Origin of the sequence: Phycicoccus sp. 3266, from assembly GCF_031456495.1 — a bacterium.
GTDB lineage: Bacteria > Actinomycetota > Actinomycetes > Actinomycetales > Dermatophilaceae > Pedococcus.
Genome location: NZ_JAVDUW010000001.1, coordinates 143,831 through 168,582, shown reverse-complemented (window position 1 = coordinate 168,582; position 24,752 = coordinate 143,831). Strand labels below are relative to the sequence as shown.

The 24,752-nt window shown below is 73.4% G+C and carries 21 protein-coding genes; 13 read left to right on the top strand and 8 right to left on the bottom strand.

Annotated elements, in window-relative coordinates; all coding sequences use genetic code 11:
• Positions 1-5: 5 nt before the first annotated feature.
• Positions 6-668 (top strand): ion channel, encoded by a 663-nt coding sequence (locus J2X64_RS00830; protein WP_310148242.1) that lies wholly within the window; start codon positions 6-8, stop codon positions 666-668.
• Here J2X64_RS00830 and J2X64_RS00825 read toward each other — a convergent pair.
• The gene (locus tag J2X64_RS00825) at positions 649-1,857 is read right to left on the bottom strand and encodes a dipeptidase (RefSeq protein ID WP_310148239.1); all 1,209 of its coding nucleotides are present in this window, start codon (positions 1,855-1,857) and stop codon (positions 649-651) included. The genes J2X64_RS00830 and J2X64_RS00825 overlap by 20 nt on opposite strands.
• A gap of 55 nt (positions 1,858-1,912) precedes the next feature.
• On the opposite strand from J2X64_RS00825, the gene rimO reads away from it, so the two are divergent.
• The 5 genes from rimO (at position 1,913) to J2X64_RS00800 (ending at position 5,728) form a co-directional block, all read left to right on the top strand.
• Positions 1,913-3,484: a 30S ribosomal protein S12 methylthiotransferase RimO gene (gene rimO / locus J2X64_RS00820; protein WP_310148236.1), complete on the top strand. Its 1,572-nt coding sequence runs from the start codon at positions 1,913-1,915 to the stop codon at positions 3,482-3,484.
• Entirely contained in the window at positions 3,481-4,176 is a 696-nt protein-coding gene (gene pgsA / locus J2X64_RS00815) for a CDP-diacylglycerol--glycerol-3-phosphate 3-phosphatidyltransferase (protein ID WP_310153069.1), read from the top strand. Before rimO ends, pgsA begins: the two co-directional genes overlap by 4 nt.
• Entirely contained in the window at positions 4,173-4,721 is a 549-nt protein-coding gene (locus tag J2X64_RS00810; protein WP_310148230.1) for a nicotinamide-nucleotide amidohydrolase family protein, read from the top strand. The genes pgsA and J2X64_RS00810 overlap by 4 nt, the downstream gene beginning before the upstream one ends.
• A gap of 106 nt (positions 4,722-4,827) precedes the next feature.
• The gene (locus J2X64_RS00805; RefSeq protein ID WP_310148227.1) at positions 4,828-5,127 is read left to right on the top strand and encodes a helix-turn-helix transcriptional regulator; all 300 of its coding nucleotides are present in this window, start codon (positions 4,828-4,830) and stop codon (positions 5,125-5,127) included.
• Between the two features lie 13 nt (positions 5,128-5,140).
• Positions 5,141-5,728 (top strand): GrpB family protein, encoded by a 588-nt coding sequence (locus tag J2X64_RS00800; RefSeq protein WP_310148225.1) that lies wholly within the window; start codon positions 5,141-5,143, stop codon positions 5,726-5,728.
• A 14-nt stretch (positions 5,729-5,742) separates the two neighbouring features.
• On the opposite strand, the gene J2X64_RS00795 is transcribed toward J2X64_RS00800, so the two are convergent.
• The 3 genes from J2X64_RS00795 to J2X64_RS00785 are packed head-to-tail and all read right to left on the bottom strand — an operon-like array spanning position 5,743 to position 11,990.
• Positions 5,743-6,609: a DNA-formamidopyrimidine glycosylase family protein gene (locus J2X64_RS00795; protein WP_310148222.1), complete on the bottom strand. Its 867-nt coding sequence runs from the start codon at positions 6,607-6,609 to the stop codon at positions 5,743-5,745.
• A gap of 15 nt (positions 6,610-6,624) precedes the next feature.
• Positions 6,625-11,478, bottom strand: a complete 4,854-nt coding sequence (locus J2X64_RS00790) for an ATP-dependent helicase (protein ID WP_310148219.1) — start codon at positions 11,476-11,478, stop codon at positions 6,625-6,627.
• Positions 11,479-11,519: 41 nt separating this feature from the next.
• Positions 11,520-11,990 (bottom strand): phage tail protein, encoded by a 471-nt coding sequence (locus tag J2X64_RS00785; RefSeq protein ID WP_310148216.1) that lies wholly within the window; start codon positions 11,988-11,990, stop codon positions 11,520-11,522.
• A gap of 255 nt (positions 11,991-12,245) precedes the next feature.
• Here J2X64_RS00785 and J2X64_RS00780 point away from each other — a divergent pair, with 255 nt between their 5' ends.
• The 3 genes from J2X64_RS00780 to J2X64_RS00770 all read left to right on the top strand — a co-directional run bounded on the left by J2X64_RS00780 (position 12,246) and on the right by J2X64_RS00770 (position 14,717).
• On the top strand, positions 12,246-13,118 hold the full coding sequence (locus J2X64_RS00780) for an ABC transporter ATP-binding protein (protein WP_397443995.1): 873 nt from the start codon (positions 12,246-12,248) through the stop codon (positions 13,116-13,118).
• Positions 13,115-13,873: an ABC transporter permease gene (locus J2X64_RS00775; protein WP_310148214.1), complete on the top strand. Its 759-nt coding sequence runs from the start codon at positions 13,115-13,117 to the stop codon at positions 13,871-13,873. The genes J2X64_RS00780 and J2X64_RS00775 overlap by 4 nt, the downstream gene beginning before the upstream one ends.
• 79 nt (positions 13,874-13,952) lie before the next feature.
• On the top strand, positions 13,953-14,717 hold the full coding sequence (locus tag J2X64_RS00770; RefSeq protein WP_310148211.1) for a MerR family transcriptional regulator: 765 nt from the start codon (positions 13,953-13,955) through the stop codon (positions 14,715-14,717).
• 4 nt (positions 14,718-14,721) lie between these two features.
• Here the strand turns inward: J2X64_RS00770 and J2X64_RS00765 are convergent, their stop codons facing one another.
• Positions 14,722-15,453, bottom strand: a complete 732-nt coding sequence (locus J2X64_RS00765) for a hypothetical protein (protein WP_310148208.1) — start codon at positions 15,451-15,453, stop codon at positions 14,722-14,724.
• A gap of 199 nt (positions 15,454-15,652) precedes the next feature.
• Between J2X64_RS00765 and J2X64_RS00760 the strand changes: the two genes are divergently transcribed.
• Positions 15,653-16,315 (top strand): DUF1345 domain-containing protein, encoded by a 663-nt coding sequence (locus J2X64_RS00760; protein WP_310148205.1) that lies wholly within the window; start codon positions 15,653-15,655, stop codon positions 16,313-16,315.
• Positions 16,316-16,409: 94 nt separating this feature from the next.
• Here J2X64_RS00760 and J2X64_RS00755 read toward each other — a convergent pair whose 3' ends face one another.
• Both J2X64_RS00755 and J2X64_RS00750 read right to left on the bottom strand, forming a co-directional pair.
• Positions 16,410-17,954: a phospholipase D-like domain-containing protein gene (locus J2X64_RS00755; RefSeq protein ID WP_310148203.1), complete on the bottom strand. Its 1,545-nt coding sequence runs from the start codon at positions 17,952-17,954 to the stop codon at positions 16,410-16,412.
• An 80-nt stretch (positions 17,955-18,034) separates the two neighbouring features.
• Positions 18,035-19,024, bottom strand: coding sequence for an aldo/keto reductase (locus J2X64_RS00750; RefSeq protein WP_310148201.1), 990 nt, complete (start codon positions 19,022-19,024; stop codon positions 18,035-18,037).
• Positions 19,025-19,254: 230 nt separating this feature from the next.
• On the opposite strand from J2X64_RS00750, the gene J2X64_RS00745 reads away from it, so the two are divergent.
• The 3 genes from J2X64_RS00745 to J2X64_RS00735 all read left to right on the top strand — a co-directional run bounded on the left by J2X64_RS00745 (position 19,255) and on the right by J2X64_RS00735 (position 24,312).
• Complete coding sequence (locus J2X64_RS00745; protein WP_310148197.1) at positions 19,255-20,169, top strand: polysaccharide deacetylase family protein; 915 nt, start codon at positions 19,255-19,257, stop codon at positions 20,167-20,169.
• Between the two features lie 139 nt (positions 20,170-20,308).
• Positions 20,309-22,990 carry a zinc dependent phospholipase C family protein gene (locus tag J2X64_RS00740; RefSeq protein WP_310148194.1) on the top strand — a complete coding sequence of 894 codons (2,682 nt, stop codon included), beginning with the start codon at positions 20,309-20,311 and terminating at the stop codon, positions 22,988-22,990.
• Positions 22,987-24,312 carry a hypothetical protein gene (locus tag J2X64_RS00735; protein WP_310148191.1) on the top strand — a complete coding sequence of 442 codons (1,326 nt, stop codon included), beginning with the start codon at positions 22,987-22,989 and terminating at the stop codon, positions 24,310-24,312. The genes J2X64_RS00740 and J2X64_RS00735 overlap by 4 nt, the downstream gene beginning before the upstream one ends.
• A gap of 59 nt (positions 24,313-24,371) precedes the next feature.
• Here the strand turns inward: J2X64_RS00735 and J2X64_RS00730 are convergent, their stop codons facing one another.
• Complete coding sequence (locus tag J2X64_RS00730; RefSeq protein ID WP_310148188.1) at positions 24,372-24,731, bottom strand: MmcQ/YjbR family DNA-binding protein; 360 nt, start codon at positions 24,729-24,731, stop codon at positions 24,372-24,374.
• Positions 24,732-24,752 lie beyond the last annotated feature (21 nt).

Here is a 24,752-nt window from a genome sequence, read left to right as displayed (position 1 = left end):
GGGCCATGCGCGCGTGGTTCCAGGACGTCAAGGGGCACCCGAGCGGGGTCCTGCTCACGGCCCAGCTCGTGGCGGTGCTCGCGTACCCGTTCTTCGGCGACACCCCCGGCGGTCGGACGGCGATCGGCATCTTCGGCGTCCTGGTCCTGCTCGTCGCCGTGTATGCCGTGCGCGCCACGCCTGCCCTCACGTGGGTCGCCGTCGTCATCGGCGTCCCGGTGGTGGCGCTGACCGTGGCCGAGGGCCTGGTGCCCGACAACGAGACGGTGCTCCTGTGGTCGGCGCTGCTGCACGCGGCCTTCTACGGCTACACGGGCTACGGCCTGATCCGCTACCTGTTCGACGACACCTGGGTGACGCGGGACGAGATCTTCGCGGTCGGCGCGAACTTCACGGTGGTCTCGTGGATGTTCGCCTACCTCTACATGGCGCTGCAGATCGTGTACCCCGGGTCCTTCGTCGCCTACCAGGGCGAGGGCACCCGCAGCTTCCTGGAGCTGCTGTACCTGTCGTTCGCCAACCTGACCAGCGTCGGCCTCTCCGACGTCACGGCCGTCCTGCCGCACGCCCGGGCCGTCGTGATCATCGAGCAGGTGGCCGGCGTCATGTACGTCGCGCTCATCATCGCCCGCGTCGTGGGCCTGACCATCACGCGCTGGCGGAACTGACCCCCGGGCCGTCGTCCAGCTCGCCGATCGTGGCGAGGCTGGGGCCGCGCTGCTCCTGCAGGGCCCGGGCACCCTCCTCCGCCTGTTCCATGACGCGCAGGATGTTGCCGCTGGTGAGCTTGCCGAGGTCCTCGTCGGACCAGCCGCGGTCGGCGAGCGCCTCGAGCAGCCGCGGGTAGCCGGTGACGTCCTCCAGGCCCTCGGGCAGCTCGGCCACGCCGTCGTAGTCGCCCCCGAGCCCCACGTGGTCGACACCTGCGACCTCGCGGACGTGCTCGACGTGGGCGACGACGTCGGCCAGTGTCGCCTTCGGCGTCGGGTGCTCGGCCTTGTACGCGTCGTAGAAGGCGGAGTACGCGTCGGCGTCGGCTGGGGTGACGCCCTGCTCGGCGGCGGCGGCGTTCAGCTCCTCCCGCCAGGCGGCCGCGTCCGGGTTCACGAAGGTCGGGACGAAGGTGACCATGCACACGCCGTTGTTGTCGCGCAGCGCCTCGAAGACGTCGTCGGGGGCGTTGCGCGGGCTGTCGCAGACCGCCTTGGCGGAGGAGTGGCTGAAGATGGCCGGGACCTCGGCCACGCGCAGGGCGTCCCGCATCGTGTCGGGGGAGACGTGCGAGAGGTCCACGAGCATGCCGATCCGGTTCATCTCGCGCACCACCTCGACGCCGAACGCGCTCAGGCCACCGAGCACCGGCTCGTCGGTGGCCGAGTCGGCCCAGTCCACGTTGCTGTTGTGGGTGAGCGTCATGTACCCGACGCCCAGCACCCGCAGCATCCGCAGGGTCGCGAGGGAGTTGTTGATCGAGTGACCGCCCTCGGCGCCGAGCAGCGAGGCGATCCGGCGCGACTCCCAGGCCGCACGCACGTCGGCGGCCGTGCGTGCGAAGGCCAGCTCGTCGGCATACCGGGCCACCATCTGGTGCCCCGCGTCGACCTGCTCCAGCGTCGCGCTCACCGCGTCGTCGCCGGCCAGCGACGCAGGCACGAAGACGGACCAGAACTGCGCCCCCACGCCGCCGCGGCGCAGCCGGGGCAGGTCGGTGTGGGTCGGCGTGCCGCCCGCGCCCACGTCGAGCCGGTCGAAGTCGTAGCGCACCTTCTCGCGCGCCTCCCACAGCAGGTCGTTGTGCCCGTCGAGCACGGGCTGGCGGGCGAGCAGGGCAGCGACGCGGTCTGCGGTGGCGGTCATGGCGGCCACGCTACCGATGCCGGTCCACGGCGCGGCCACCCCTAGAGTGGGCGGCATGAGCACGACCGCACAGCGCAGCGTCGCCCTGGTCACCCTGGGGTGCACCCGCAACGAGGTCGACTCCGAGGAGCTGGCCGGCCGCCTCGCCGCCGAGGGGTGGCTGCTCGTCGACGACGCCGACGACGCGGACGTGGCCGTGGTCAACACCTGCGGCTTCGTCGAGCAGGCCAAGAAGGACTCCATCGACGTGCTGCTCGAGGCGTCCTCGCGCAAGGGCGAGGGCCGCACGCAGGCCGTCGTCGCCGTCGGCTGCCTCGCCGAGCGCTACGGCCAGCAGCTCGCCGACGAGCTGCCCGAGGCCGACGCGGTCCTGGGCTTCGACTCCTACGCCGACATGTCCTCCCACCTGCGGGCCGTGCTCGACGGGCACGCCCCGGCCTCGCACACCCCCTCGGACCGCCGCCGGCTGCTGCCGCTGTCTCCCGTGCAGCGCCAGGACGGCGCCGCGGGTGTGGCGCTGCCCGGCCACGGCACCACCGCCGCGGGTGCGCCCGGCGACCCCACGTCCCCCGAGCAGGCCTCCGGTGGCGCGGCGCCGGCCCCGGCCGACCTGCCCGACGGGCTCGCCCCTGCCTCCGGCCCCCGCGTGGTGCGGGCGCGGCTCGACGGCCGCCCGTGGGCGCCGCTGAAGATCGCGAGCGGGTGCGACCGGCGGTGCGCGTTCTGCGCCATCCCGATGTTCCGCGGCGCGTTCGTCTCGCGTCGCCCCCACGACATCATCGCCGAGGCGCGCTGGCTCGCCGAGCGCGGCGTGCGCGAGCTGTTCCTGGTGTCGGAGAACTCCACGTCCTACGGCAAGGACCTCGGCGACCTCGCCCTGCTCGAGAAGCTGCTGCCCGAGCTGACCGCCGTGCCCGGGATCGAGCGCGTGCGCGTCTCCTACCTCCAGCCCGCCGAGATCCGCCCCGGCCTGCTCGAGGCCATGACGTCCGTGCCCGGCGTCGTGCCGTACTTCGACATCTCCTTCCAGCACGCCTCGGCACCGCTGCTGCGCACGATGCGACGGTTCGGCGGCCGCGAGGCGTTCCTCGGCCTGGTCGAGCAGGTCCGGGCGCTCGCGCCCGAGGCAGGCATCCGCAGCAACGTCATCGTCGGCTTCCCCGGCGAGACCGAGGCCGACCTCGACGAGCTCGAGGCCTTCCTCGTCGCCGCCCGCCTCGACGTCGTGGGCGTCTTCGGCTACAGCGACGAGGACGGCACCGAGGCGCAGGGGTATGCCGCGAAGGTGCCGGAGGACGAGGTGGCGGCGCGGGTCGCCCGGTTCACCGCCCTCATCGAGGAGCTCACGGCCCAGCGGGCCGAGGAGCGGATCGGCGAGGTCGTCGAGGTGCTCGTCGAGTCCGTCCCGGCTGCCCTCGCGGACGAGGAGGGCGACGACGAGGACGCCGCGTTCGACGAGGACGACGACGAGGCGTACGTCGTCGGCCGGGCCGCCCACCAGGGACCGGACGTCGACGGGGTCACCCTCGTCGACCCGGCGCTGCTGCCCGGCGTCGAGGTCGGCTCGATCGTCCGTGCGGTCGTCGTCGGGACCCAGGGCATCGACCTCGTGGCGGAGCCGTGCTGAGCGAGTCGTCACCGGCTCCCGACCCGGCCGCCACGCCGGTGGCCTCGCCGGCCCCCAGCTCGTGGAACCTGCCCAACGCGCTGACGGTCGCCCGCATCCTGCTCGTGCCGGTCTTCGGCTGGCTGCTGCTCTCCAAGGGCGGGGACGACACCGCCCTGCGCTGGTGGGCGACCGCGGTGTTCGTCGTCGCGACGGCGACGGACCGGGTCGACGGCGACCTGGCCCGGCGGCGTGGCCTCGTCACCAACTTCGGCAAGATCGCCGACCCCATCGCCGACAAGACCCTCATGGGGATGGCGTTCGTCGGCCTCTCCGTCCTCGGTGAGCTGCCCTGGTGGCTCACGGTGCTCGTGCTGGTGCGCGAGTGGGGCGTGACCGTGCTGCGGTTCTGGGTGATCCGCCACGGCGTGATGCCCGCGGGCCGCGGTGGCAAGGTCAAGACGACGCTGCAGTTCTTCGGCCTGCTGCTGTTCACGCTGCCGCTGTGGTCGTTCCCCGGTGCGGACGCCTGGGTGCTCGCGGCCCGCATCGTCATCGGGCTGGCGGTGGTGGTGACCGTCGTGACCGGGGTGGACATCGTGGTCAAGGCGCTGCGCATGCGGCAGACGAGCGAGCGCTCGGCGATGAAGCGCGCCCGCCGGGCGGCAGCCCGCCGGGAGCGGGCGGGCCGGCAGGAGCGGGCGAGCCGGTGACCACCGGGAACGCAGCGCTCGCCACGCAGGTCGTGGCTGCGCTGCGTGCCGCGGGCGTGACCGTGGGGACCGCCGAGTCGCTGACCGGCGGGCTGGTCTGCGGCGCCCTGACGGACGTCCCCGGCGCCTCGGCGACGGTGCGCGGCGCGGTCGTCGCGTACGCCACGGAGCTCAAGGCCGCGGTCCTGGGCGTCGACGCTGGGCTGCTCGCCCGGGGTGGCGCGGTGCAGCCCGAGGTGGCCGAGCAGATGGCACGGGGCGTGCGGACGGTGCTCGGTGTCGACGTCGGCGTCGCGACCACGGGCGTCGCCGGCCCGGACCCGCAGGACGGGCAGCCGGTGGGGACGGTCTTCGTCGCGGTGGCGGACGCGGACCGCGTGCTCGTGCGTCGTCTGGCGCTGTCGGGGGACCGCGCCGCCGTGCGGGCGGGGAGCGTGGCGGGGGCGCTCGGCCTCGTGGCCGAGCTGCTGGGCGCCGGTCCGGCCGGTGCGGGCGCGGGCAACCCGCTGGAGCCCGCGGAAGAAGCAGGACCGGCCGGTCGTTGACGCAGACGTGTCGATGAGATTGGCAGATCCCGCGCGCGCCGCGGGGGGCCCTCGGGGTAACGTGGGAACCCGCAGCACGACAGCACGACCACCGAAGGAGGCGCCCATGATCCTGCTCCGTCGCGAGCTCGGGGACGTCCTTCGCGAGCAGCGCCAGTCCCAGGGGCGGACCCTGCGTGAGGTGTCGGCCGCCGCGTCCGTGTCGCTCGGGTACCTCAGCGAGGTCGAGCGGGGCGAGAAGGAGGCCTCCTCCGAGCTGCTCGCCTCCATCTGCGGGGCCCTCAACACGCCCCTGTCCGAGGTGCTCAGCTCGGTGTCCGAGCGCGTCGCCGAGACCGAGGCGCTGACCGCGCCGCTGGCCCTGCCGCTCCCGTCGGCGCAGGTCGTCTCCGCGTCCGCTGCCTGACCTGCGGGTCCGCGTGGTCCAGGACGACCCACCCCCGCCGTCTGCGGTCGTCGGCGACGTGACGCCGTATGCCGTGCCCGTCGTGGTCGAGGACTACGACCCCGCGTGGCCGGGTCTCTTCCAGCAGGAGCACGACGCCATCCGCGGCGCCCTCGGGGCCACCGCGATGACCGTCGAGCACGTCGGGTCGACCTCCGTCCCTGGCTTGCCCGCGAAGCCGGTCATCGACGTCCTCCTGCTCGTGCCCGACTCGGCGGACGAGCGGACGTATGTCCCCGCGCTGGAGGAGGCCGGCTACACGCTGCGGATCCGCGAGCCCGCCTGGCTGGAGCACCGCGTCCTCTACCGCCGGCTCGAGGACGGCAGCCCGCACAACGTCAACGTGCACGTGTTCTCGCCGGGCCGGGCCGACGCCGAGATCGCGCGGATGCGGATGTTCCGCGACTGGCTGCGCGCCCACCCCGACGACCGGGAGCTGTATGCCGCGACGAAGCGCGAGCTGGCGACCCGCCGGTGGCGCTACGTGCAGGACTACGCGGACGCCAAGACCGAGGTCGTCGAGGCGATCCTCGCCCGCGCCGGGGCGCCTGCCACGCCGTAGGCGCAGGCTCCCGTTCAGGTCCGGCGGTAGGGGTTCGCGCGCCCGCCGGCGGAGCCCATCGGGCGCTGGGTGCGTCCGTCGTCGTCGGGGGCCAGCCCGCCCTGGCAGATGGGGCAGTAGAACATCGTGCGGTCCTGCGGCGCCCTGCCGATCATGGCGACGCGGACCGTGTTGCCACACCGCCGGCAGGGTCGTCCGGAACGCGCGTGGACGAAGTGCTCCTCGCCACGACGACGGGACCCGGTGCTGGACTGGACGGCGTGCAGGCGCGACACGTCGAGCAGCTTGGAGATGCGCGCCACCAGTGACTCCAGCCGTTCGCGGGGCACCTGTGACGCCGGGGTCCACGGGTGCAGCCGCTCGAGGAACAGCGACTCCGACGCCCAGAGGGTGCCCACACCCGCGAGGTTGCGCTGGTCGAGCAGCGCGCTGCCGACGGGCTGCGGGTCGGCAGCGAGGTTGTCGACCGCGCGGGCCGGGTCCCAGTCCGGCCCGAGGACGTCCGGGCCGAGGTGCCCGACGACCTCGCCCTCCCGGGCCGTCGGCAGCACCTCGAGCATGCCGAGCCGCAGGCCGATCGCAGCCCACTGCGTGGTGCCGAGGGCGGCGCGCAGGTCCGCCCGGCGCAGCCACCGGCCGCTCTCGTCGGCGCGCTCGACGCGCCACTGGCCCTCCATCCGCAGGTGTGAGTGGACCGTGACGCCGTTGTCGAGCCGGTGCAGGACGTGCTTGCCGCGGCTGACCACCTCGGTGGTCGTGGCACCGGTGAGGTCGACCGTGGCGATCTCGGGGAAGCGCAGGTCGCACAGCACCAGCTCCTCGCCGGAGAGGGCCTGGTGCAGGCGGTGGGCCGTCCGCCAGACGGTGTCGCCCTCGGGCATGTGGCGAGACCTCCCTCAGCGGCGCAGCCGCAGGCCGCGTGGGGTCGCGTGGAACCCGGCGTTGGCCAGCGCCTGAACCAGCGGGTGCTCGGAGCCCAGCAGCATGCCGCCGTCGGCCTTCTCGACCGTCAGCCGACCCAGGGCCCCCTCGCGCACGGCGAGAGCCAGCGCGTCGGCGGCTGCCTGCAACCGGGAGTCGTCGTCGGTCCACGACAGGAGGGTCTTGCCTCCGCGCTCGACGTAGAGCACCAGGTCCCCGTCGACGAGGACGACCAGCGACCCCGCCTTGCGGCCGGGCTGGTGCCCTCGCTTGCCGCCCACGCTGCCGTCGGAGCCGGTGGTGGCGTCGCCGGACCCGCCCTGGCGCCGGCCCTTCGGCTCGTCGTCGTCCGCGGCGCCGTGGCCGGGCCGGTCCGGCCACGGCAGGGCGGCGCCCCACGCGTTGGCGGGGTCCGTCGCCGCCAGCACGACGGCAGCGCGGCTTCCGGCCTCGGGGTCGTCGCCGGCCTGACGGGCGCCCGCCCGCAGCCGGTCGACGGCGCCCGTGGTGGAGAACTGTGCGGCGCCGAGGGTCTCGACGAAGTACCCGCGACGGACGCGGCCCGACTCCTCGGCTGCGGCCAGCACGCGGTAGACCCCGGCGAACCCGCCCGGGACGTCCTCGGCGACGACCGACCCGCGGGTCACGACGCCGTACCGGTCGAGCAGCACCTCGGCGGTCGCGTACGCGCGCACGGTGGCGTCGGCCTCGACCTCGGGAAGCAGCGACCAGCGGCCAGCGCCCGTGGGCGGTCCGCTCCGGGTGGGCAGGGACGGCCGTCCGAGCGCCCGCCCGCCCGAAAGGCTGCCGAGCGCTCCCCGGCGCCTGGCATACCGGGTCGCCCGGGGGGCGGAGGTGGTGCGGCGGTGGGCCGTCCGACCACCGCTGAGCAGCGCCCGCACCGGCGCGAACGTGTCGCCGGTGACGTGGCCGGACCAGACGAGCGTCCAGAGGTCGGTGAGCAGCTGCTCGTCGTCGGTGCTGCCGGCGGCGTCGGACAGGGTGCGGAAGAAGTACGCACCCCCGCCGGACAGCGCGTCGAGGACGGCCCGCTCGCCGTCGGTGAGGACCCGGTCCTCGGGCGGGGCGAGGGTGAGGTGGGCGGTGTCGGCCAGATGCAGCGAGACCCAGCCGTCGTCGCCGGGCAACGAGCCGTGGCCGCGCCAGACGACCTCGCCGCTCGAGGTCAGCTCGTCGAGCAGCGCGGGGGAGTAGTCGACCACGCGGGCGGGCAACACCAGAGTCTCGAGCGCGCTCGCGGGCAGCACGGCCCCGGCCAGCTGCTCGATCGCGCGCACGAGTCCGTCACGGCCGCGCAGGCCGCCCCCGACGCCCTGCCAGCTCGGGAGGAACCGGGCGAGCTCGACCGCGTCGACCGGCTCGACCTCGGCGCGCAGCGCGGCGAGCGAGCGGCGACGCAGCATCCGCAGCACCTCGGCGTCGCAGTAGTCCATGCCGTGGCGGCCGCCGCCGTTCTCGACCGGGAGAAGCTCTCCCTCGACGAGGCGACCCGACGACACCAGGCGACGTAGCGCGTCGAGGGCGACGGCTGGTCCGACGCCCCACCAGGCGGCGACGTCGGCAGCGGGGAAGGGGCCGTGGGTGCGGGCATACCGGGCGACGAGGTCGCCCAGCGGGTCCGGCACCGGCTCGAGGAAGGCCTGCGGCACGCCGACCGGCAGCGAGGCGCCGAGGGCGTCACGAAGCCGCCCGGCGTCCTCGATCGCGGCCCAGCGCTCCTCGCCGGCGACACGGACCCGGATGACCCGGCGGGCACCCTCGAGGTCGACCAGCCACGAGCCGATCTCGGTGTGGGACAGGCCTTCCCGGGACCTGCGCTGGATCGCGGCCAGGGGCAGCGGACCCAGGACACGAAGCAGGTCGGCGACGTCCTCGGCGTCACGGCACGCGCGCTCGGCCACGAGCCGCTGCAGCTCGGACTCGGTGCGCGTGACCTGCTCGGGGTCGAGGAGGTCACGCAGGGACAGTCCCTCACCGCGGCCGAGCAGCTCGGCGAGCAGGGACGGGTCGAGGGCGAGGGCGGCGGCGCGCTTCTCGGCCAGCGGGGAGTCGCCCTCGTAGAGGAACTGGGCGACGTACCCGAACATGAGCGACCGGGCGAACGGCGACGGCTGCCGCGACTCGACGTCGACCAGGGTGACCTCGCGCGAGGCCACGGATCGCATGAGCGCCTCGAGCCCCGGCACGTCGAACACGTCCTGGACGCACTCACGCACCGTCTCCAGGACGATCGGGAAGGACGCGTACTGCGACGCGACCTCGAGCAGCTGGGCAGCCCGCTGCCGCTGCTGCCACAACGGCTGTCGGCGGTCGGGCCGTCGGCGGGGGAGCAGCAGCGCCCGCGACGCGCACTCGCGGAAGCGCGCCGCGAACAGGGCCGACCCGCCGATCTCGGCCGTCACGAGGTCGTGGACGTCCTCGGGGTCGAGGGTGACGAGCTCGAGCAGCTCGGCGCCGACGCCACGGGAGCGCCCGGTGCGGCCGGGACCGCCGTCGGCCGGCTCGTCCTCGAACTCGAGGTCGGGCAGCCGGAACACGATGCCGTCGTCGCCGTGCATCGCCTGCACGTCGACCCCGAAGCGCTCCCGCATCCGGGCCGACACGCACAGCGCCCAGGGGGCGTGGACCTGGCCCCCGAACGGGCTGTGCACCGCCACCCGCCAGTCGCCGATCTCGTCGCGGAAGCGCTCGACGACGATGGTGCGGTCGTCGGGGACGTGGCGCGTGGCCTCCTTCTGCTCGGCGAGGTACGCGAGCAGGTTGTCGGCCGCCCACTCGTCGAGGCCGGCCTTCTCGACCCGAGCCCGTGCCCTGGCCGGGGAGAGCCCGACGACCTCGCGGACGAACGCACCGACGGCCCTGCCCAGCTCGGCGGGGCGGCCCTGCTGGTCGCCCTTCCAGAACGGCAGCTTGCCGGGCAGTCCCGGCGCAGGCGTGACGAGCACCCGGTCGTGGGTGATGTCCTCGATCCGCCAGGTGGAGGTGCCGAGGGTGAACACGTCGCCGACCCGCGACTCGTAGACCATCTCCTCGTCGAGCTCGCCGACCCGCCGGCCGGCGCCCTCGGCGGAGGCGAGGAACACGGCATACAGGCCGCGGTCGGGGATGGTGCCGCCCGAGGTGACGGCGAGCCGCTGGGCACCCGGGCGCCCGGTCAGCGTGCCGGTGACGCGGTCCCAGACGATGCGCGGGCGCAGCTCGGCGAACTCGTCGCTGGGGTAGCGCCCGGAGAGCATGTCGAGCACGGACTCGAGGATCGAGCGCGGCAGGCTGGCGAACGGGGTGGCCCGCCGGACGACCTTCTCGAGGTCGTCGACGGTCCACTCGTCGAGCGCGCACATCGCCACGACCTGCTGGGCGAGGACGTCGACCGGGTTGGCGGGGATCCGCAGCGACTCGATGGCGCCGGCCCGCATCCGCTCGACGACCACGGCCGTCTGCACCAGGTCGCCGCGGAACTTCGGGAACAACACGCCCCGGGAGACCGCGCCGACCTGGTGACCCGCACGCCCGACCCGCTGGAGCCCGGAGGCCACGGACGGCGGGGACTCGACCTGGACGACGAGGTCGACCGCGCCCATGTCGATGCCCAGCTCAAGGCTGGACGTGGCGACCACCGCCGGCAGCCGCCCGGCCTTGAGGTCCTCCTCGATGAGCTGGCGGTGCTCCTTGCTCACGGAGCCGTGGTGGGCGCGCGCCAGCACCGGCGGCGCGCCGGCCGACGTGCCCGCCTGCGCCATCACCTGGGCGGGCGTGCGCGACGCGCCGGTGTGCCGGGTGCCCGCCGCGGTGCGGCCGTCGACCGCAGCGTCGGGAGACCCGTCGCCGGTGCCGCGGGCGCCCTCCTTCTCCCGGAGCTCGGCCATCGTCTCGAGCCGGTCCTCCCAGATCTCGTTGAGCCGGGAGGTGAGGCGCTCGGCCAGCCGCCGGGAGTTGGCGAACACCAGGGTCGAGCGGTGCGAGGAGACCAGGTCGACGATGCGCTCCTCGACGTGCGGCCAGATCGAGGCCCGGCGCTCGGCACCGGCAGCGGGACCGGACAGGTCGTCCTCGATGACCTCGCCGAGCTGGCTCATGTCGGCGATCGGGACGACGACGTCGAGCTCCCACTCCTTGGTGGACTCGGGGCGGACCACCTCGACGGGCCGGCCGCCGGCGAGGTATCGGGCCACCTCGTCGACGGGCTCGACGGTCGCGGACAGGCCGATCCGCTGCGCGGGGCGCTCGAGCAGCGCGTCGAGGCGCTCGAGCGACAGCGCCAGGTGGGCGCCGCGCTTGGTGCCGGCGACCGCGTGGACCTCGTCGAGGATGACGGTCTCGACGCCGGCCAGGGCCTCGCGCGCCTGCGAGGTGAGCATGAGGAACAGGGACTCGGGCGTCGTGATGAGGACGTCCGTGGGCGTGCGTGTGAAGGCGCGCCGCTCGCTCGCCGGGGTGTCTCCGGAGCGCACGGACACCGTGATGTCGGGCGGGGTGAGGCCGAGCCGGGTGGCGGCGTGGCCGATGCCGACCAGCGGCGAGCGGAGGTTGCGCTCGACGTCCACGGCCAGCGCCTTCATCGGCGAGACGTAGAGCACCCGGCAGCGCCGGATCTTCTCCTCCGGCTTGGGCTCGCTCGCCAGCCGGTCGAGCGCCCACAGGAAGGCCGACAGCGTCTTGCCGGAGCCGGTGGGGGCGACGACGAGGGCGTGCTGGCCCGAGCTGATCGCGTCCCAGGCGCCGGCCTGGGCCCTGGTGGGCTCGCTGAAGGAGCCCGTGAACCACTCGCGGGTGGCGGGGGAGAAGCGGTCGAGCACGTCTGCTGCCATCAGGCGTCCAGCCTCTCACCCGCCACCGACACCCGCCGGTCTCAGAGGTCGTACGTGCCCTTGATGACGAAGAAGGACCCGCGGATCGTGCCGGCCAGCTTCGACTTCTGCCGGGCGAACTTGAACGTGTCCGCGAGCTCCTTTGGCACCTCCATGCCGTCGGAGAGCTTGAACCCGACGGCGCGCTTGCCGCCGTCCTCGAGCGCGTACATGACGTTGATGGCGAGCCCGTCCTCGTAGAAGACGTACGTCCACCGGGTCCCCTCGGCCTCGAAGGAGGTCGCCTCGAGCGGCCTGGCCGCGATGGTGAGGTCGCGCTCCTTGAGCAGGATCGAGTGGACGTACTGGACGAGGTCGGTCGCCTCCTCGGCGGGCTCGACCGTGAACGTGTGGTCGTACTTGTTCCTGAAGTAGCGGGCCTCGTTGGCCCGCAGCCCGGCGAGGGCTTCGGCGACGGGCGAGGTCTCCAGCCCGGTGGTGGAGACGTTCTGGAAGTCGACGACGTAGGACATGGGTTCCTCCTGGAGATGACCCGCGTGGTGGGCGGGTGTGGTCGTGGTGGTGGTGCCGACGGCCCCTCGTGCAGCTCGTTCCCGAGGCCTTCCCCCCACTGACGTCCCGGGCGAAGCGGATGTGACCGAGGCCGGTCGGCCCAGTCCCCGGTGCGGCGCCGCCGGCGCCGCGACGACCGCGACCGTCCCTGTCATCGGGACCGCCGCGAAAGTCCGCTTGACCTTGACGCAGCGTCAGGGTTGCACGCTGTCCGCATGACCACCACACCAGCACCCACTGCGACTCCCGCAGCCATCACAAGGGCGGCCGTCGAGGTCGTGGGCCTCACCAAGGCATACGGGGACAACGACGTCCTGCGCGGCGTCGACCTGACCGTTCCGGCCGGCACCGTCCTCGCCCTCCTGGGCTCCAACGGCGCGGGCAAGACGACGCTCGTCCGCATCCTGTCGACCCTGCTCGCGGCGGACGGGGGCAGTACGTCCGTGGACGGCCACGACGTCGGGTCCGAGCCCGCGCTCGTCCGTGCGTCGATCAGCCTCACCGGCCAGTTCGCGGCCGTGGACGAGGTGCTGACCGGCCGGGAGAACCTCGTCCTCATCGCCCAGCTGCGCCGCCAGCCCGACCCGGGCCGGGTCGCTGACGACCTGCTCTCGCGGTTCGACCTCGTCGAGGCCGGGAGCCGTCGCGCCGCCACCTACTCCGGCGGCATGCGCCGCCGCCTCGACATCGCCATGAGCCTCATCGGTGACCCGGCCGTGCTGTTCCTCGACGAGCCGACGACGGGCCTGGACCCGCAGTCGCGGCTCGAGGTCTGGGACACCGTGCGCGAGCTGGCCGGCCGCGGCACGACCGTCCTGCTCACCACCCAGTACCTCGACGAGGCGGAGCAGCTCGCCGACCGGATCGCGGTCCTGCACGAGGGCCGGATCATCGCCGACGGCACGCTCGCCGAGCTCAAGGCGCTCCTCCCGCCGGTCGAGGTCGAGTACGTCGAGAAGCAGCCCTCCCTCGAGGACGTCTTCCTCGCCATCACCGGCCACGACCGTGCCGCCCCCGCGGCCACCGGGCCGGCCACCGTCCACTCCTCCACCACCCCCGCCCAGCCGACCGCGAAGGATGCCCGATGAGCACCGTCCTGCACGACACCACAGTCCTGACCAAGCGGTCGCTGCGGCACGTCCTGCGCAGCCCCGACACGATCATCACGACCGCGGTCACCCCGATCGCGATGCTGCTGCTGTTCGTCTACGTCTTCGGCAGCGCAATCGACTTCGGCGGCGGCCGCTACGTCGACTACCTGCTCCCGGGCATCCTGCTCATCACCGTGGCCTCGGGCATCGCCTACACCGCGTTCCGCCTCTTCACGGACGTGTCGGGCGGCATCGTCGAGCGGTTCCAGTCGATGCCGATCGCCCGGTCCGCGGTGCTGTGGAGCCACGTCCTGACGTCCGTGGTGGCCAACCTGACCTCACTCGTCCTGGTCGTGCTCGTCGCCGTGCTGATGGGGTTCCGTTCCGGCGCAGGGGTGCTCGCGTGGCTCGCGGTCCTCGGGATCCTCGTCCTCTTCACGCTCGCGCTCACCTGGTTGGCCGTCATCCCCGGCCTCACGGCGAAGACCGTGGACGGTGTCAGCGGCTTCTCCTACCCGCTGATCTTCCTGCCGTTCCTCAGCTCGGCGTTCGTGCCCACGGCGGGGATGCCTGGGCCCGTGCGGTGGTTCGCCGAGCACCAGCCCGTCACCTCGATCGTGGACACCATCCGGGACCTGTATGCCGAGCGGCCGGTCGGGAACGGGGTGTGGGTCGCGCTGGCGTGGTGCGTCGGCCTGCTCGTGGTCGCGTACGTGCTGGCGATGCGGACCTACCGCGCCAGGGTCGCGTGACACGGCATACGGCGCCGGCGGCGCCGGCCACCCACCCGAGGTGGGCGGACCGGCGGAGCCTCGTGGGGAGAATGGGGCCATGCTGACGATCGGCGAGCTCGCGACGTATGCCGGGGTGACGGTGCGCGCGGTCCGCCACTACCACGCCAAGGGGCTGCTGCCCGAGCCCGAGCGCGACTCCTCGGGGTACCGGCGCTACGACGCGGCGGCGGTGGTCGAGCTCGTCCGGATCCGCACCCTCGCCGACGCCGGCGTGCCGTTGTCGCGGGTGCGCGAGCTGCTGTCCGCAAGCGGGGACGAGTTCGCGACCGCGGTGGGGGAGATCGACCGCCGCCTGCGGGCCGAGATCCGTGAGCGACAGCGCCACCGCGAGCGGATCGCCCTGCTGGCCGCCGGTGACAGCCTGGCGCTGCCGCCCGAGGCGGTCGCGTACCTCGACCGGCTGCGCGCGGTCGGCGTCCCGGAGCAGATGGTCGAGGCCGAGCGCGACGCGTGGATCCTCGTGGCCGCCCACCTGCCCGAGCGGATGCCGTTCTACATGCAGGTCAAGGAGGCCCAGCTCGACGACCCGAGCATCCAGCAGCTCTACCGCGAGCTGTTCGACATCAGGACGTGGGCGCCGGACGACCCGAGGCTGGACACCGTGGCCGACCGGCTCGTCGAGCAGTTCGAGGCCGTGCCGGCGGACGCGTGGGACGAGGGCGCCCTGCCCGACGACCTCGCGGCGCTGCTGGACGGGGTCTTCCTCAGCTCGGTCCCCGGCGCGCAGCGGATCCTCGACCGGCTCGAGGCCCACGGCTGGACCGGCTGGACCAACATCCGCCCCACCCGGTCGGCTCACTGACCGGTCAGTGCTCGCCGCGCTCGCCGAAGCCGTGCGAGGCCCAGCTGCTGTCCGCGTGCACCAGCACGACCGCCAGCGCCGCGGCGCCGAGCACCATCACGGCGAACCACAGCACGCGGGCCCACCGCCCCGGCACGGCGCGCTCGGCCCCGGGTCCGCGGAGCACCGTCGCCCGCAGGGCCGGGACGATGCGACCGAGCAGGTGCAGCCCGACCGCCCCGCACCACACGGCGAAGAAGCCCTGGTGCGCGGTCACCCAGTCGGCGCGGAACCCGAGCACCGTGAGGCTCGTGCGCCGCGCCTGCTCCTCGCCCAGGAGGATGAGCAGCACGCCCGTGGCCAGCAGCCCCAGGGTGGAGACCACGACCAGCGGCCCGAGCAGGCGCATGAGCAGCGGTGGTGGTCCGGCCTCCTCGTAGGGTCGGCGGCCGAGGTAGTAGCTGGCCATCCGCCAGCCGGTGCTCGCGGTCTTCATGACGGCCGGCGGGATGAGCAGTGCGCCCAGCGCGACGTGCCAGGAGATCAGCCCTCGGACGTCGAAGAGGGTCAGCAGCTCGGCGACCGACAGGGCCAGCAGCACCAGCGCGGTCCACGCGGTCAGCAGCGCGTTCCCGGCGGGGCCGCCGGTGCCGGCCACCACGGGGTTGTCGCGCAACTCGCGTCCGGTCGCCTCGGCCAGCGTGTCCGAGACGGCGCGCTGGAGGGCGCCTCCAGACCCCTGCGTCGCGGACTGCACGGCGTCACTCTGCCACCCGTCGCTGTGGCGCGCCTGTGGTTCGTATCGCGACGTGCCCGTGGCCGGACCGGGTGCCCCCATCTCCCGAGGGCCATGACATCCGGCAGGGTGTTCCCGCAGGTCAGCGCGGTACCGTCGCGCCCATGTCGCCAGCCCCCACGCCGCAGGGAACCCCGTCCGCGCCCACCACGAGGCCCGCGTGAGCGCCGCGCCGCGCGGCGGGATCCGCGGGGCCGGGGCTCGCCCCAGGCTGCTCTCCTCGCTGGCCGTCGGTCTCGTCGCCGGGGTGGGGACGTCGGCGACGCCTGCGGGCTGGCAGCTGGGCCTGCTCGTCGGGTGGATGGCGGGTGCCGCCCTCTACGTCGCGTGGATGTGGTTCACCATCTGGCCGCTCGACGGCAGCGCCACGAAGCAGCACGCCTCGCGTGAGGACCCGGGCCAGAAGTCTGCCGACGTCGCCGTCCTCACCGCCGCGATCGCGAGCCTCGGCGCGGTCGGCCTCTTCCTCGGCACCGGGTCGTCGGGCAGCGGGTCGGGCAAGGTGGTCGAGGCCGTCCTCACCGTCCTCAGCGTCGCGCTCGCCTGGGCGATGGTGCACACGCTCTTCACCGTCCGGTACGCCCGGATGTACTACCGCGACGAGCCCCACGGCGGCATCGACTTCAACCAGGACGAGGACCCGCGCTACAGCGACTTCGCCTACCTGTCCTTCACCCTGGGCATGACGTTCCAGGTCTCCGACACGGACATCAGCCGCCAGGACCTGCGCGCCACGATCCTGCGCCACATGCTGCTGTCGTACCTGCTCGGCGCGGTCGTCATCAGCGTCACGGTCAACCTCGTCGCAGGTCTGGCCAAGTAGCCGCGAGGGCTCAGTCGCGAGGGCTCAGCCGTGAGGGTCCACCCGCCAGGGCCCAGCCGCCAGGGCCCAGCCGCCAGGGCCCAGCCGCGAGGGGTCACATCCGGCGGCGGAGCCTCAGCGACAGCGGCCTGCCGTCGGGGTCGTAGACGTACCGGTACGCCACCTCGGCCCAGGCGCGGGTGAGCCGGCCCAGCGCCGGGTCGTGGACCGGCCGCACCTGCCCGGGCGGTCGTGTGCCGCTGCGCCCCTCGCGGTGCCACCGCTCGAGTGCCGATGCCCGCTCGGCGAAGGCGTCGAAGAGGTCCTCGACACCGGGGGTCGGCTCGGCGTCGTGCAGGCCGAGGTGCTCGCGCACGAGCTCCTCGCGCAGCCCTCGTGCGTACCCCTCGTGCGCGACGGCCGCCGACACCTCCGAGTCGTGCGTCCACGACCTGCGGTTGAGGTTGTCGGACCCGACACTCGCCCAGGAGTCGTCGACGACGCAGACCTTGGCGTGCACGTACACCGGCGTGCCCTCGGCATTCTCGATGCCGTAGAAGGCGACCCGCCCCGGCGCGACCTCCCGCAGGTGCCGCAGGACGCGGTCGCGGCCGACGAGGTTGGGCGGCATGGAGAGCCGGCCGTCCTGGTCGGGCCGGTGCGGGAGGACGGCGACCAGGCGCAGCCCCGGGTTGCGCCGCAGGGCGTCCGCGAAGGTCCGCGCCACGTCCGGCGACCAGAGGTACTGGTCCTCGACGTAGAGCAGCGACTGGGCCCGCCGCACCGCCTTGGCGCAGCCCCGGGCGACGCTGCGCTCGCCGCGCGGGGCGAAGGGGTAGCCGCCGGCGCGGCGCGGGTACGTGCGCAGCAGCTGGACCGGGTGCGGCCCGGTGGGCGCAGGGTCCGGCAGCTGCGGCGGCAGCGGGGTGGGGCGGACGCGGTCGTGGTGCAGCGCGTCGTCCGCCCACCGCAGCGGCGAGCGGCTGGTCACCTGGGGGTCCTCCCACCGCTCCCGGAACACGGTCTCGACGTCGCCGACCACCGGACCGGTCAGGCGCAGCTGCACGTCGTGCCACGGGGGGCGCGGGCCGTATGCCGCCGCCATGGCCTGGCGCTGCGGGTCGCCGCGGTGAGTGGCGTCGTCCCGGCGGCTGTGGCACAGGTCGATGCCGCCCAGGAACGCCACGTCGCGCTCGGGCCGGCCGGGGTGGCGCAGGACGACGAACTTCTGGTGGTGCGAGCCGCCGGTGCGCACCCGCATGTCGAGCAGGCACTGGCCGCCGGCGGCGTTGACGTCCTCCTGCAGGGTGCGGTTCTCGGTGCTGGAGAACGCGAGCCGGTCCCAGTGCGAGCGCCACACCAGCCCGCGCACGTCGACGCCGCGGCGCGCCGCCGCGGCGAAGACGGCTGCGACCTCGCTGCCGCGCTCGCCCGTGAGCCGCTCGTCCGGGTCGCCGCGCCAGTCGACGAACAGGAGCAGGTCGCCCCGCTCGAGCTCGTCGACGCGCGCCACCAGCTCGGCGAAGTAGGTGGCGCCGTGCACGAGCGGGTGCACGAGGTTCCCCTCGGTCCAGCCGGTCGCCGGGCTGTGCCGGCTGTCGAGCCGGGTGGCGGGGTTCCCGCGCTCGGCCGGACTGAGGTACCACTCGGCGAGACCCACGTTCGGATCGTAGCCAGCAGCCGACCGCCCCGCCCGGGTCGGACGGACGCGCGCGTCGGGGCGACGACCCAGGACGGACCCTACGAGCGGTCGATCATCGCCTGCATCGCCGCCGGGTAGCGGTCTCCCTGCACGTCGGCGGCGTCCGACGCGGCCGTGAGTTCCGCCAGGTCGTCCTCCCCGAGGTGCAGGTCGGCGGCGGCGAGGTTCTCGTCCAGGCGCTCCAGGCGACGGGTGCCGGGGATCGGCACGACCCACGGCTTGCGGGACAGCAGCCACGCGATCGCCACCTGGCCGGGGGTGGCGCCGACGCGCTCGGCGACGGCCGTCACCTTGTCGACGAGCGCCAGGTTGTGGTCGAGCGCCTCCCCGCTGAACCGCGGGAGGTTGGCGCGGATGTCACCCTCGCCGAAGGTGTCGCCGCGCTTGACCTGCCCCGTGAGCAGCCCGCGCCCCAGCGGGCTGAAGGGGACGAAGCCGATGCCGAGCTCCTCGAGGGTGCCGAGCACCGACTCCTCCGGCTCGCGCCAGAACAGCGAGTACTCGCTCTGCAGCGCCGTCACGGGCTGCACCGCGTGCGCCCGGCGGATGGTCGTCGGCCCGGCCTCGGAGAGGCCGAAGTGCCGGACCTTCCCTGCGTCGATGAGCTCCTTGACCGTGCCGGCCACGTCCTCGATCGGGACGTCGGGGTCCACCCGGTGCTGGTAGAGCAGGTCGATGACGTCGGTGCGCAGGCGCCGCAGCGAGCCCTCGACGGCCGCGCGGATGTGCTCCGGCCGGCTGCTGACACCGTTCTGGCGGCCGTCCTCGTCGAATGCGAAGCCGAACTTCGTGGCGATGACGACCGAGTCCCGCACCGGCTCCAGGGCCTCGCCGACGACCTCCTCGTTGGCGTACGGCCCGTACACCTCCGCGGTGTCGAAGAACGTGACGCCGTGGTCGACGGCCTGCCGCAGGAACTCGACCATCGCGGGTCGCTCGGGCGACGGGCCGAAGCTCTGGCTGATGCCCATGCAGCCCAGGCCGATGGGCGAGACGGTGAGTGCGTTGCCGAGGGTCCGGGTGTCCACGTGCAGTCCTCCTGGGGTCGGGTCCCTCCACCGTATGCCGGGCGCGGGCGGCTCGCCGGGGTGGCCGACCGCCGGGCCCAGGGGGGCCGGCTGCGGCGGCCCGGGGCGCCTCCTCCGAACGGTCGGTTCACGTGCGGCGCGGGCGTGTCTTGAACCCGCTCCCAGCATCCGTTGCCACCGTGGTGGGGCGGTCCGCCGGGGCCGGCACCGTCCACCGAAGCGAGGTCCCGATGTCGTCTCTCGTCGCCCGTCGTGTGGTGCTCGCCGCCGGCGCTGCCGGCGTGGCCGCCACCGTGGTGCGGGCGCTCGAGGAGCGGGACGCCGCCGCCGTCGCCCGGAGCGCACGCGGCAGCAGCGCAGGCGCCTCCGTCCTGCCGGGCGGCCGGGCGCGGCACACCACCAGGGCGGCGGCGGCGCGCCCGTCGGCCCCGCAGCTCACCCGTCCGAGCCGCGCCACCGAGGTGCGCCGGTATGCCGGCCTGTCACCTCGCGCGTGGGGGATGGACCTCCCGGGCATCACCACCGACCTGGCGCCGGCACGGGCGGTCGCGCTGACGTTCGACGCGTGCGGCGGCCTGCACGGCGACGGGTACGACGCGCGCCTCGTCGACGCCCTGCGTCGCCACCAGGTTCCGGCGACCTTCTTCCTCAACGCCCGGTGGGTGCGCGCCAACCGGGCGGTGGCCGCCGAGCTGGCGAGCGACCCCCTGTTCGAGGTCGGCAGCCACGGCGTGCGCCACGTGCCGCTGTCGGTGACGGGCCGCGCGGCATACGGGATCCGCGGGACCGCGGACGCCGGTCAGGTGTGGGACGAGGTCACCGGAGGTGTCTCGGCCGTCGAGGCCCTCACCGGGCGGGCACCGCGGTGGTTCCGCTCGGGCACGGCGCACTACGACGACGTGGCCCTCCGGGTGGTCCGCGACCTGGGGGTGGAGGTCGCCGGGTTCGACGTCAACGGTGACGCCGGGGCGACGTTCTCGCCGAGCCAGGTGGCCGCGCAGCTGGCGACGGTGCGCCCGGGTTCGGTCGTGATCTCGCACGTCAACCACCCGGCCGGCGGCACGGCTGCCGGGTACGAGCACGGGCTTCCCCGCCTGCTCGAGCGCGGCCTGGTGTTCCGACGGCTCTCGGAGCCGTCGGGCTGAGCGGACGTCGTCTCACTCAAACGGTGGAGGACAGGGGCAAGTCGCGCTGCCACAGTCAAATGCTGAACGCGGCGACTCAACGGGGCACACCCACCACATCCGACACCGTTTCGCACCACCGGCCGAGCCGAGGTCCGCCATGCCTGGTCACTTCACCCACATCTACACGGCGCGCCGGGTCGCAGACCTGCTGGCGAGCGGGCAGTTCGACGACTGGCCGGGACTGGGGGGTGGTGACGACGTCCCCTCCGCGTTCACCCCGCAGAAGTGCGCGCAGGTCATGCACGACTGGGAGAAGTTCACCTCCGTCGGGGCCATCGGCCCGGACCTGTTCTTCTTCTCCCAGGACTGGAGCAACGACGTCCTCGGGCCGCGCTCGGACCTCATCATGCTGGCGCTGGCGACGTACTACTACTTCGACGCCGCCAAGGAGGACGACTGGGAGCCGCTGCTCGTCATCCTGGAGGAGGTCAACTCGACGCTGGCCGGGATCATCCGCTTCCTCATCAAGCTCGACAAGATCTGGCAGGACTTCACGAAGTGGTGGGACAAGACCCTCGGGCCGCTCGTCGACACCGTGGGCGAGCTCGCCGACGACCTCACCGGCGGCATCCTCGGGGAGATCCAGACCGGCCTCGAGGAGCTGCTCGTCGCGATCAAGCAGATCGGCCTCGAGGAGCTCACCTCCTTCGCCGACATCTGGGGCCTGATGAACACGGTCATCCAGAAGGGCTGGCCCGAGGAGGACTTCCTCTGGAGCGACATGGCCCACTACCGCCGCACCTCGGCCATGTGCCAGGCCCTCGTGCGCCAGGCGCAGGCGCTCGACGACGGCACCGACGAGGGCAGGGAGCACTCCGACCAGTTCCTCGCCTTCGCGCTGGGCTACATCGTCCACGTCGGCACGGACACGATCGCCCACAGCTTCGTCAACGAGCAGTGCGGCGGCCCGTACCGCGACCACCCCACCCGGCACCACCTCATCGAGAACCACATCGACGCGTGGAACTACCAGCAGTCCGGTGAGGGCGGCACCATCCCGCAGGACCCGTGGGGCAAGACCGACGACTACCCCGAGCTGTCGATGTCCGCCCTGTGGTTCCTCGTCCAGCTCACGCCCGACGACCCTCACGGCGCCCAGCGACCCTCGCCGCTGTCGGACGACCCCGACACCCGCAAGGAGCAGCTCGACGTCGACGGCGAGATGCCGGGCTGGATGGCCGACGCGATCGTCAAGGCGATGCTCGAGACGTTCCAGGACCACCCGCACCCGAAGATCTACCAGGGCGACGCCTTCCAGCAGACGATCGACAGCGGGCTGCTCACGACCGTGGTCAAGGACGTCACGGGCCACGGCCTCGACAAGCCGTTCCAGGAGATCCTCGACGGCATCGCGCCGCCACCGGGATTCCCTGTGCCGCAGGGGTTCCCGATGCCCTGGCAGGTGCAGACGATGTACCGGCTGATGATCACGCTGTACAAGCTGAACTTCAGCGGGTCGTGGGAGCTGCAGAAGCCGCGCAAGCCCGACTTCGTCATCGTGCCGCCGGCCTCCGACTTCACCAACCTGTTCCAGCCGCCGGACTTCTCCGGTGTCGACTCCTCGAACCCGATCGTGGACGTGTGCGAGGTGTTCGTCGCGCTCATCGAGTGGGCGATCAAGGAGATCGAGGACGCGCTCAAGCTCGTCGGCGACCTCATCAAGATGGCGCTCAGCCCGCTGACCTACCCGGTGCGGCTCGGCATCTACGAGCTCGCGATGAAGATCTGGGACATCGCGGCCAAGACGCACGACGTCATGGCCCACACCGGCATCCTCATGCCGCACGGGGAGCAGCGGTACGAGGACGGCGAGCTGCGGCTGCCCAACGAGATCGACCTGCCGCTCATCACCCTCGGGGCCACGGTCGACGGCGCGTTCCAGCAGGCACTGGCCGACGCGATCGACCCGCTGGGGCACCTCGACTCCGACCCGTCGGTCATCGTCAGCCACTCGACACGCGACCCGAACTACCCCTACTACCCGGTGCTGCGCTACCACGGCAGCGTCGGATCCGACTGGGAGGACTGGGAGTTCCGGCGTCCGTGGGCGTACCCGAGCACGAGCCTGCTCGACACCGGCGGCAGCTCGGACACGAAGATCACGACGCCGACGGAGACCTACGACCCGAGCGCCGCGGACCCCAAGGGGCCGGCCACGGCATACAAGCCGATGCGACCGGGACCGTATGCCGAGGGCACGCGGCCGGACGAGGTGTTCTTCCGGACCACGGCGCCCCCGGACCGCGAGGCCCGGTACCGGTACGAGCGCGCGCAGACGCCGTGGCAGACCGACCAGCTCAACGAGGCCTTCATCGGCAAGGCGCGGGTGCGTCAGAGCCCCCTGGGCGACCCGGTGCCGTTCTCGGCCTACCTGATCGGGCAGCTGGCGAACCCGACCGGCTACTCGACGCAGTTCAACCTCGACGCGGACCGCGCGTACGCGTACCTCACCTGGGACTGGATCCGGGGTGAGGAGACGGACACGACCGACCTCGGGATCCCTTACCGCACACCGCTGGTCGAACCGCAGCTCTACGACGGGGCCCACACCAAGTGGCGGCCCCAGCCGGCCCTGAAGCTGCACTACGTCGACGCACCGGGGTCCGGCGTCCCGGTCCCCGGGACCCACGACGGACCGTCCACGCACGGGCCCGGCACGCATGGGAACCAGGGCGACCCCGGAAACCAGGGCGACCACGGCAACCCCGGCCACGAGCATCCCGGCAACCCCGGCCCGGACCATCCGGGCAACCCCGGTGGGGGAGGTGGCCCGCGATGAGCCACGACTGCTGCGCCCACGGGTCTGGGCACGACTCCCACGGCCACGACCACCGGGCCGACGAGCGTCGGCACGGATGCTGCTGCTGCGGGTGCACCTGCGGCTGCCACACGGGCCGCTCCCACGGCGACCACGACGGCCACGACCACGACCACCGCGGCTGCGACCACGGCCACGGCGATCACGGGCACTGCGACGGCGACCACGGGCACGGGGACGGGGACCACGGGCACGGCGACCACGGCCACGGGGACGACGGGACGACCGTCGGGTGGAAGAACCCGAAACGGCCCGGTCACCACTGCGGGACATCGACCGGCCAGCTGCCCGGCGGCGTGGTGCAGCCCGGCAACTTCGACCACCACCCGCCCAACCAGTGGCCGGGGCCCCGGGACCAGATGTACCTGCCGTTCCTCTTCATGCGGGCCAACCCCGGCGACCTCGGGGCGCGGCCGGTCGTCGGTCCGTTCTGGGAGAGCCCGGACATCCTGCTCCTGGCAGGCGTCGAGCCGGCGTTCGCCCCCGAGATCCCGCCGGACCTCGGGCAGACGGCCCTGGCAGGCATGCCGAACACCCTCTACGCCCACGTCTGGAACTTCGGCCGGGCACAGGCGCCGAACGTCATCGTCCAGTTCTTCTGGTGCGACCCGTCGCTCGGCATCGGCCCTGGCAGCGCGAACCTGATCGGCGAGACCATCGTCTCCCTCGGCGCCCGCGACAGCGGCCGCAGCCACCGGGTGGTCAAGTGCCCGACGGTGTGGGAGCCGACCTTCGTCAACGGTGGCCACGAGTGCCTCGTCGTGCGGGTCTGGGACGAGACGTCCGACGGGCTGGGCACGCCGCCGTGGGACGCCGCGCTGAACCGCCATGTGGCACAACGGAACATCCATGTCATCGCCACCGGCGCCGGGCAGGGGATCCGGGCACGTGGCGGGCTGGAGGCGGTCGCGGCGGCTGCCCTGGTGGACGCCCCGCTCATGCTGAGGGTGGGCCCGCTCTACGACGAGCCGGCGACCGTGGCAGTCGAGCGCGTCGTCCCGGTGGGTATGCCGTGGCTCCAGCTGCGGACGGGCGTGCGGGGGCAGTTCCCGGCCGGGGCGCCGCCGACCGGCGACGTCCTGCTGACGCCACCCCGGGACATCGGTGGCGGGGGAGTCGGGGTCGGCGGAGCCACCACACACCAGGTGACCTCCGACCACCAGCAGGTCGGGTTGACCACCACCGACGAACCGCCGCCCCCGGGCTCGGCGCACGTGTACCGCGTGACGGCGAGCCAGCAGGGGCAGATCTTCGGCGGCTACACCGTGGTGGTCCTCGGCTGAGGTCCCGGGCCCGGGCAGGTCGGCACGCACTCGTGGGCGCCGAGCGCGGTGCGCGACCCTCAGCCCGGGCCCTCCGGGTGCGCCAGGTCGTAGGCGCGCGACAGCTTCTGCGGCACCACCATGCGCCAGGCGTCCACGACGAGCTCGCGCGCCTCGGCGGGTTCCAGGGCGCCCAGGTCCGCGTGCACCCAGTTGAACCGAAGGTCCGAAGTGGACGGCATCGAGAACCGCCGAGGGTCGCTCGCGACGAGGGCTTCGCGCTCCTCCCTGGGGAACGCGAAGCCCATGACCGCCTCGTCACGCGAGAACGCCACGTAGACGATCTGCCCGACCCGGAACTTGAGGCGGCCGCGTACGTGGACCGGGTACGAGCGCTCGAGCTCCCTCCCCAGCGGCAGGACGTCCTCGATGCTCGCCACGCCCCCGCCTCCTGTCCACGG